General features: G+C 43.6%; 11 protein-coding genes and 1 pseudogene. 8 read left to right on the forward strand and 4 right to left on the reverse strand.

All coding sequences use genetic code 11. The features are described 5' to 3' along the window. Positions 1–175, forward strand: a pseudogene (locus tag Xedl_RS18570) (IS630 family transposase); the annotation flags it as partial. A gap of 10 nt (positions 176–185) precedes the next feature. On the opposite strand, the gene Xedl_RS18575 reads toward Xedl_RS18570, so the two are convergent. The 3 genes from Xedl_RS18575 to Xedl_RS18580 form a co-directional block, all read right to left on the reverse strand. Next, positions 186–404 carry a hypothetical protein gene (locus Xedl_RS18575; protein ID WP_074025216.1) on the reverse strand — a complete coding sequence of 73 codons (219 nt, stop codon included), beginning with the start codon at positions 402–404 and terminating at the stop codon, positions 186–188. 29 nt (positions 405–433) lie between these two features. Then, complete coding sequence (locus tag Xedl_RS27990; RefSeq protein WP_158024410.1) at positions 434–610, reverse strand: hypothetical protein; 177 nt, start codon at positions 608–610, stop codon at positions 434–436. Positions 611–867: 257 nt separating this feature from the next. After that, positions 868–1,560, reverse strand: a complete 693-nt coding sequence (locus Xedl_RS18580) for an XRE family transcriptional regulator (RefSeq protein WP_074025217.1) — start codon at positions 1,558–1,560, stop codon at positions 868–870. Between the two features lie 130 nt (positions 1,561–1,690). Between Xedl_RS18580 and Xedl_RS18585 the strand changes: the two genes are divergently transcribed. From Xedl_RS18585 to Xedl_RS18615, 7 genes are all read left to right on the forward strand, one after another. Then, positions 1,691–1,939, forward strand: a complete 249-nt coding sequence (locus tag Xedl_RS18585) for a transcriptional regulator (protein WP_074025218.1) — start codon at positions 1,691–1,693, stop codon at positions 1,937–1,939. 57 nt (positions 1,940–1,996) lie between these two features. Then, positions 1,997–2,317 (forward strand): hypothetical protein, encoded by a 321-nt coding sequence (locus tag Xedl_RS18590; protein WP_244149759.1) that lies wholly within the window; start codon positions 1,997–1,999, stop codon positions 2,315–2,317. Positions 2,318–2,544: 227 nt separating this feature from the next. Then, positions 2,545–2,919: a hypothetical protein gene (locus Xedl_RS18595; RefSeq protein WP_074025219.1), complete on the forward strand. Its 375-nt coding sequence runs from the start codon at positions 2,545–2,547 to the stop codon at positions 2,917–2,919. Positions 2,920–3,132: 213 nt separating this feature from the next. Beyond that, complete coding sequence (locus tag Xedl_RS18600; RefSeq protein WP_074025220.1) at positions 3,133–4,764, forward strand: DEAD/DEAH box helicase; 1,632 nt, start codon at positions 3,133–3,135, stop codon at positions 4,762–4,764. Beyond that, complete coding sequence (locus Xedl_RS18605; protein ID WP_074025221.1) at positions 4,761–5,738, forward strand: DUF7146 domain-containing protein; 978 nt, start codon at positions 4,761–4,763, stop codon at positions 5,736–5,738. Before Xedl_RS18600 ends, Xedl_RS18605 begins: the two co-directional genes overlap by 4 nt. Next, the gene (locus Xedl_RS18610; protein WP_074025222.1) at positions 5,738–6,157 is read left to right on the forward strand and encodes an antiterminator Q family protein; all 420 of its coding nucleotides are present in this window, start codon (positions 5,738–5,740) and stop codon (positions 6,155–6,157) included. The genes Xedl_RS18605 and Xedl_RS18610 overlap by 1 nt, the downstream gene beginning before the upstream one ends. A 399-nt stretch (positions 6,158–6,556) precedes the next feature. Beyond that, positions 6,557–7,342, forward strand: coding sequence for a Thoeris anti-defense Tad2 family protein (locus Xedl_RS18615; protein WP_074025223.1), 786 nt, complete (start codon positions 6,557–6,559; stop codon positions 7,340–7,342). A gap of 112 nt (positions 7,343–7,454) precedes the next feature. Here the strand turns inward: Xedl_RS18615 and Xedl_RS18620 are convergent, their stop codons facing one another. Continuing rightward, positions 7,455–7,814, reverse strand: coding sequence for a DUF4145 domain-containing protein (locus Xedl_RS18620; protein ID WP_083600395.1), 360 nt, complete (start codon positions 7,812–7,814; stop codon positions 7,455–7,457). Positions 7,815–7,950 lie beyond the last annotated feature (136 nt).

Here is a 7,950-nt window from a genome sequence, read left to right on the forward strand (position 1 = left end):
GGTTTATTCTCCTTGGCTGAATAAAATAGAGCGGCTATGGCAATCATTGCATGAAACCGTCACACGGAACCATTGTTGCCAATATATGTGGATGCTGATCAAAAGAGTTAAGTTTTTTTTAAATGCCGCTTCAGCAAATCAATGGAAAGGGATAGGAAATATGAAACTCTCATAATTATGAAAAGTTATTTAGTGATATCAGTCATTGAAACTAACTCACTAATAAGAGATCTGAATCTGGCAGCTTCTTTGGGATGATTGATTTCCATCTGACTAATTAAGGGCGCCATTTCATCCATTAATTTAGTTGCGTATTTGTTTGCAATAGAAGCTGAATGATAAATACTTTCTTCCTGTGCTTCTGATGTATGACGGAGTTGGATGGCGGCTACTGGAGTACTCATGTATATGTCCTTATTGTAATCGGATTAAATTAATATTTTATGTAATTATTTGCATGAGGCGTAACTTGACCTGCCCACACTGTGATATATGAATTAGATAGCATCATTTTTGCTTGTTGGTAGCTTTCAGCAATACATTTAATTCTGATGGGATATTTTTGATTGATATCAGAACGCTTAATTGCTGCGAAAATAAACGTTTTCATGGTAAATTCATTCCTCCAGTTTTGCTATTAGGTACATTACCAGTGAAGATGATCTTTCCTTGAAATAAATAATACCAAGGTATTTTTAAAGGAGTCAATGGTATTTTTAAAAATACTTGTGTATTTTTTTATCTTGTTGATTTATAAAATATTAAAGTTTTAATATAGGTATGATATTCGATGTTAATAATACCAATTGATATTATTACGATATGCATGAGGCGAGGCTGACTAACCATCAGCCTCGTATGTTGGATTTATGCAAATAGCTTTAATTTTTGTGGTTGACAAAATAAGACCTTGGCGACTATACGCAGTAAAGATATTTCCTCTTTGTCGATATACCATGCCTCGTAGTGAGGGTTATCTGATAATACCGCCATTTTATAGCCTTGCATCTGTAGGCGCTTTACGTGCAGACAATGACCAAATATAAACAAGTAAATACCATCACCATCAAAGTGTTGAGAGGTTATATCAACAAAAATTTGATCTCCAGGCTCTATCGTATCTGCCATGCTATCGCCGTAGATAGAAATTACTTTGATTGCGTCAGAGGTACGGTTGTTAAACAGCATTTTGGCTTGTTTTGGAGTATATTCAATGGCATTGACTGCCTGCTTAAATTCAGCTGAAAATATTTCCCCTCCCCTTGAAAGGTTTTCTATATCCAAGGCATCAACTCTGAAAATCTTATCTTGTTGGGCTGAGGTAGGTAAGGTGTTAGCCATTCCAGAATCAGGGACGCCAACACCTCGCTCTAGCCATGCCACTGAAACATCTAGCGCCTCAGCTATCGCCAGAATTTTCCTTGTAGAAGTAGCTTTACCTGAAGTTAGTTTCTGTATTGCCCCCTGAGTGACACCCACTTTTTGCGCTAAATGCATCTGCGTAAGCCCTCGAAGGGAAAGCGCATACTTAAGCCTTTGCGCTAATGTTTCATGTTTCATAACCAATCCTCAAATTGAAATATTACTCAATTTTAATCTCAAGGTATTAAAAAAACAATTTTATCGCACTTGCCTTGAAAATACTTAAGGATTAATATAAATACCAAAGTATTTTTCGAGAGGGCGTGTAATGAAAGAAAAGTCTTATGTATCACCAATCTATAAAGCTGTGAGTATTGCAGGAGGTCAGACAGCGCTTGCTAGGCAAATTGGAGTAACTCAAGGAGCTGTTTGGAAATGGCTTAGAGGGTTGAAAAGAGTTTCACCTGAGAATGCGGTTGCAATATCTGAAGCCACAAACGGTGCCATCCAAGCCCACGAACTCCGCCCCGATCTACCTAAAGTGTTCCCTCCGCCCACGGAGGTAAGTCATGAATAACATTCAGCCGGTGGTTGTTTATGTGCTGGCGCTGGTGGTCATTCCGATCTGGGGTGCGTGGTTGTTGTCTGTGATCGGGATTTAGTTATGGGGCACTTTCCTGACTACATCAAAGTGACCATGCCATCGCATTTCTACCCAGACGATGGCGCATGGATTCAGGAAATGCTGGGGAAACTACGGGTTAGCACACGAGCGAAGATAACTGCCAAGTACTCAGAAGTGTATCAGGCGGCGTGGGATGAGGAACCCGTTTCATACCGCAAAGACAACGCGGCACGACGAGCTGCCAACATCCGGCTCAGGGAATTTGTTGTGAAGTACGAAAGAGCGGCACAGGGGTATACGGACGAGCCGTTGAGGGTGGTTAACCAGTAATTAATTTTGGAGTTTATATGTATCGCCTAACTAGTACATCGATAGAGAAGAGAACCAGGGGGGTAAGGGGGGGTTGGAGAGTTCAGTAAGGTAAAGCACAGCCAAGTAAGAACACATTACTTAAATAGATCTCAGTAGGGAATACATAAGTTAATTAAGTGCACTAATAGGGTTTCAAAAATCGCTGTACTACCCAAGTGATACAAAATAACCATTGAGGAAACAAAATGAGCACAGAACTGAAAGAAAAATTAATCACCTTGCTGGAAGAGCAATTTCTCACTGTCGCCGACATGCAGAACTTTGAAGCGGTACTCACAGCAAAGATCCGTGAGCAAGGCTGGTTCCTGCAAAAGAATTTCACCGTGACCGGATTAAGCGATGGCCGAAATGGTCGCGTCGATTACATGGTGACCACTCACGCAGCGGCGAAATGCGCTATCGAGGCGGACAACCGATCACCGCGTAAACGATCACTGTTGAAATTAAGCGAGCTACCCGCGGGCATATCCGGTTTTGTGCTGCTCAAAGATGGCAAGCAACCTTTGCGTTACAGCGTGAACGGGGTTGATGTGATCCGTGCAACACCTTTCAGACACTGATTCGGGATAGGTCTTTTCTGGCAGTGGGGATATTCAACGGGAGGTAAGAATGTTTAGTCAGAATAAAAATCTGAGAGGGTGCAAGAAACCGAACAGCCAAACTTTGCAGGGTGCAACTGCTCAGGCTCTTGCGGTAGGTAATATACATACAGGCAGGATTACCTGCGCGAATTATCACACGGCAGCACAGAAAAATAAACAGGGAGTAACGTCATGCTAGAAATTACCCCCAACTTTGCACAGGAACGCGCTTTAAACATGTTGCGTCAGGATTGGAAGGGTTTTAATTCTTTCATGGTGTACGCTCCGACAGGTGCGGGCAAGACCGGACTAGCCGCGTTTATCACGCAGGGCTTTGTGTCAAAGGGAATGCGGGTTCTCTTCGTTGCCCCATTTACCGTCCTGATAAATCAGACTGCGCAGCGCTTTATTGAGTATGGTTTACCCGAAGATGAAATCGCTTATATCTGGCGTGATCACCCCAATCAAGACCCGTCCAGGCTAATTCAAATCGCCTCGGCGGATACACTGATCCGCCGTGAGTTTCCCGAAGATATCGATCTGCTGGTGATTGATGAAGCGCACCTGAAACGTAAGAAAATACTGGAAGAAATCACCCGGCTGACCACTGAAACAAACTGTAAGGTTGTCGGGTTATCGGGCACACCCTTCTCGCCGTTCCTCGGTCACTACTACCAGAAACTGATTAAGCCCACCACGATAAAGGAGTTAATCCAGCGTGGTGATCTGAGTCGTTATGAGTTCTATGCACCCACCAAGCCTGATTTGACGGGGGTGAAATCCTCCACCAATCCGGTATGCGGCAGTGACTACAAGGAAGATGAGATAGCCGAAATCATGTGCGGGGCTGACTTGGTGGGGGATGTGGTTAGTAGCTGGCTTAAGCTGGGTGAGAACCAGCCCACGATTTGTTTTTGTGTCAATGTCAGCCATGCCAATTTTATCACGGTCGAATTCAATCGCGCTGGTGTTAACGCGGAAATCATGACCGCCAGTACGCCGCCCGAAGAAAGAGATCTGATTATCCATCAGTTTGAGCAGGGTGCAACGAAAATCATCGTCAATGTGGGCGTGCTGGTGGCAGGTTTTGACAGTGATGTGCGGTGCATTATCTATGCGCGTCCCACCAAGTCAGAAATTCGCTGGCTCCAAACAATCGGCAGAGGCCTGCGTACTGCCAAAGGTAAGGACAGGTGCATCATTCTTGATCACTCCGGCACGGTTCACCGCCTCGGTTACCCTGATGATATCGAGTATGACGAGCTGCCCTGCAAAAACGACGGCATGAAAACCCGTGACAGTTACCGTGAGCAGGAGAAACGCGAGAAGTTACCCAAAGAATGTCCCTCCTGCCATTACATGAAACCCGCAGGCGTTTATGTCTGCCCGAAATGCGACTTTAAACCGTTGTCAGGTGAGGATATTGAGGTCGATACCAGTCGTACCATCAAAAAACTCAGCAAGAAAGAGCGCGTCTACACACAGGCCGAAAAGCAGAGTTTCTATTCACAATTAAAGTATTACCAGAACCAGCGCGCTTCACAGGGCAAGACTATCAGTGATGGCTGGGTATCCAACACGTTTAAAGACAAGTTCGGCGTCTGGCCGCGCGGGTTTCATGATACCCCGCAGGAACTGACCCCCGAAGTGAATAACTTTATCAAACATAAACAGATTGCGTGGGCGAAATCCCGCAAGAAAGCGGAGCAAGCGCCGCCGTCCAGTGACGACCAGCAGGAAATGCGCCTTGAGGTTGCTCAACGCAAGGTCAGCGATATTCGTGAGCGCCTTGGTATGTCATCCAGTCAGGGAGAAATACGATGAACAGAATAAAAACGGCCGATGCGGTGATAGGGCGCTGGCCTGAGATCTTCGCTTATTACAAATTGCCACCGGTGACAGGAAAAAGGCACTTCAAGGGCAACTGTCCAATCTGTAAGCAAAAAGGCAAGTTCCGCATTGATGATCGGGATGGCAGGGGAACGTTCATCTGCACCTGTAACGCAGGGGATGGCTGGAAGTTACTCACCCTGACACAGGGCAAAGAGTACAAGGCGCTGGCGGATGAGATTGATCTGTTGCTGGGCATCCAGTCCGATAAACGTAGCGTGGGGAAAAAAGAGACCAATATCACCACATTCAGAAACAGAGTGACCGCCTGCTATACCAACTTATCCAACCTGAAAGGTACACAGGGCGAAGCCTATCTGCGAAATCGGGGTATTCACGTCCTGCCCGCCGACAATGTGAAATATTGTTCCGAGCAGCCCGTTCGCAATGGGAAACTACAAGCTATCTGGTCATTGGTGACGGACGCTAAAGGCACATTGTGTTACCTGCACCGCACCTATCTTGATGGCGATAAAAAAGCGGACATCACGCCACAAAAGAAACTGGATGCGATGCAGGAAGATAGCTATCGCGACCACGCCCAGTCACTAGCGATCCGTCTTTTCCCAGTCGATTCGACATTGGGTATTGCGGAGGGCATCGAAACCGCATTGTCCTGTAAACAAATCTACGGGGTGAATACCTGGTCAGTGGTAAATGCGGGGCTTATGGAACGCTTTCTGGTTCCCAGAGGGGTTAAGCATTTAATTATCTTCGCAGATAACGACTGGAGCGCCACAGGTCATGCGGCGGCAATGGTGTGTGCGACTAAAAATCTGAAAGCGAATAACGACTTAGAAAAGGTCAGCGTTCGTTGGCCTGACTTTGGGGATTTTAACGACCTGCTCCAGAACGGGGATCAGGCCAGAGAATTAGTATTTCCGAAAAAGACAGCGGAGACAGCATAATGCGTGATATTCAACTGATCATGGAACGTTGGGGAGCATGGGTGGCTGACAATCAGGAAGGGGTTTACTGGTCGTCTATTGCGGCAGGATTTAAGGGGCTAATCCCGAACAAGGTTAAGTCACGCCCGCAGTGCTGTGATGATGATGCCATCATTATTTCCGGCTGCATGGCAAGACTGAATAAGAACAATAGCGAGGCGCATGATTTGCTCTTCGACTATTACGTATTCGGTAAAACCTTTATGCAATTAGCGCGTGATCATCATTGCTCTGATGGGCATATTGGGAAGAGGCTACAAAAAGCAGAGGGGGTAATTGAAGGCATGTTAATGATGTTAAATATCCCATTAGAAATGGATAAATACGTCCAAAAAGAGCCAATGAATATTAGTGCACATCAATTATGCAGTAATTTTTGAAAATAACTTTACGTACGTAAAAATGCTGTTATTGTGATAAGAGTGATAGCTATGTCACGTAGCTTATTGGCTTTTCTCGACAGATGAGAAACAGTGATATAGCGTTATCATCTGGTTTATTTATTTCAGACATTTTACCTCGCTTCGGCGGGGTTTTTTGTTGCCCTGTATTCAATAAAGATACCCAGAATCAGCCGCAAATTTCAAATTTACACTCCAGCGGATGATTCTCTTAGCGAATAGGCGGATTTTATAATGCATCACCACATATTCGTGCGTATTAGCTGTTGTGTGGCTGCATCCCATTGAGATAAAAATTTGCCTTAAGTAATATCAACTGGCGGTTTAGCAGTAGGATGAAATGACCTTTAACTTTAACGATAAATAAGTGAGGAAATGATGTCTGATGTTAATAAGCCAGAGAAAACGAATACTAATCAAAATTGCTTTATCAATCCTGAACAATACAAAAATCATGATGCAGTAGCACCTGTTGGCTCATATCCTTGGGCAATGGTTCAATTGTATTTAGGGAATCTGGTATATAGAAATGCTTGGGATTATCCCAATGAATATATAGGGCTTGTTCCTGAACCAGAAGTGAGTGAGGGGGGTAGTCTCCCTTATCTTCTTAAGAAGCGTGTACACAACAAGTTTGAGCCGTGGCAGCCAGCACAAGAAGACATGATGGCTTGTGACTGGGTAAATATGGACTTTATGTTGTCTTTTGATGTTCTGATAGAAACCGCGAAAGCACCATTATCACCAGAAGAACATACAGCCTGGGGGTATGTAAAAGAAGGATATGAGTGGGATGAGCATGAGTGGTCGAAATATTTTGGTGATTTGAAAGTCATTCAAAATAAGACCGATATTGTGGAAACTTCGTCATTTTATTGGCATACAAGCAGAGACAACAAGGTTGATGTGATTCTTTGGATAGCTATCTCTAATGCCAATCAAGAAAGCTCTCAGAAAGTAATAGAGCTCTTTCAAGCTAAAGAGCTTTATATAACTGTTGATGGTGTGACTTATAATCTGGGCAAAAGTTTACATTTGGACACTGACCCAAAATACGAATATGAAATTGATAATACGTATAAAAACAATGATGCAAAAAAACTAGGTGCTTTGTTGCAACAAAACGTAGGTAACACACTTCGTTTGTATTGCAATTGGCAATAACTCCCAAATCCTACTACCTAAATCCAAAGCTGCGCATGGCGTGGCTTTTTTTTGCATAAGAGAAAAACACTGATTACCCGGATTTAACTCCGGGTTTGTGGAATGGCTGTTATTATGTGTGTTTATTAGCGGCAACCATTTCTGGCAATGTGAATGAATAAAGCAAAAATGTTTCGACAAAATTAAGAAGCTCCCTTGCTTCGGATTCAGTGAATTCTTCATCTGAGTGTATAGATGCATTTCCGTCTAGCCTGATAATTTTTGCCCACTGAGCCATTTCAGTTGTTATTTTGCCACTTTCTTGAAGTTTAAATACACGCTTAGAGAGATTATCAACGTCTATACCCTCAGCAACACCTAAAAATTTTGTTGAAATATCTAGGGCGTGTTGACGTTTTGTGAGGGGAATTTGAACAGCATGATGATCTGGTATCATTGTCTTCGCGAAAAAACCATTACTCCAGCTCATCATGCCAAGAACAATGTTATCAAAATCTTTATGGAATACGCTAAATAACTTTTCATAATTATGAGAGTTTCATATTTCCTATCCCTTTCCATTGATTTGCTGAAGCGGCATTTAAAAAAAACTTAACTCTTTTAATCAG

It is taken from the genome of Xenorhabdus eapokensis (genome assembly GCF_001908105.1).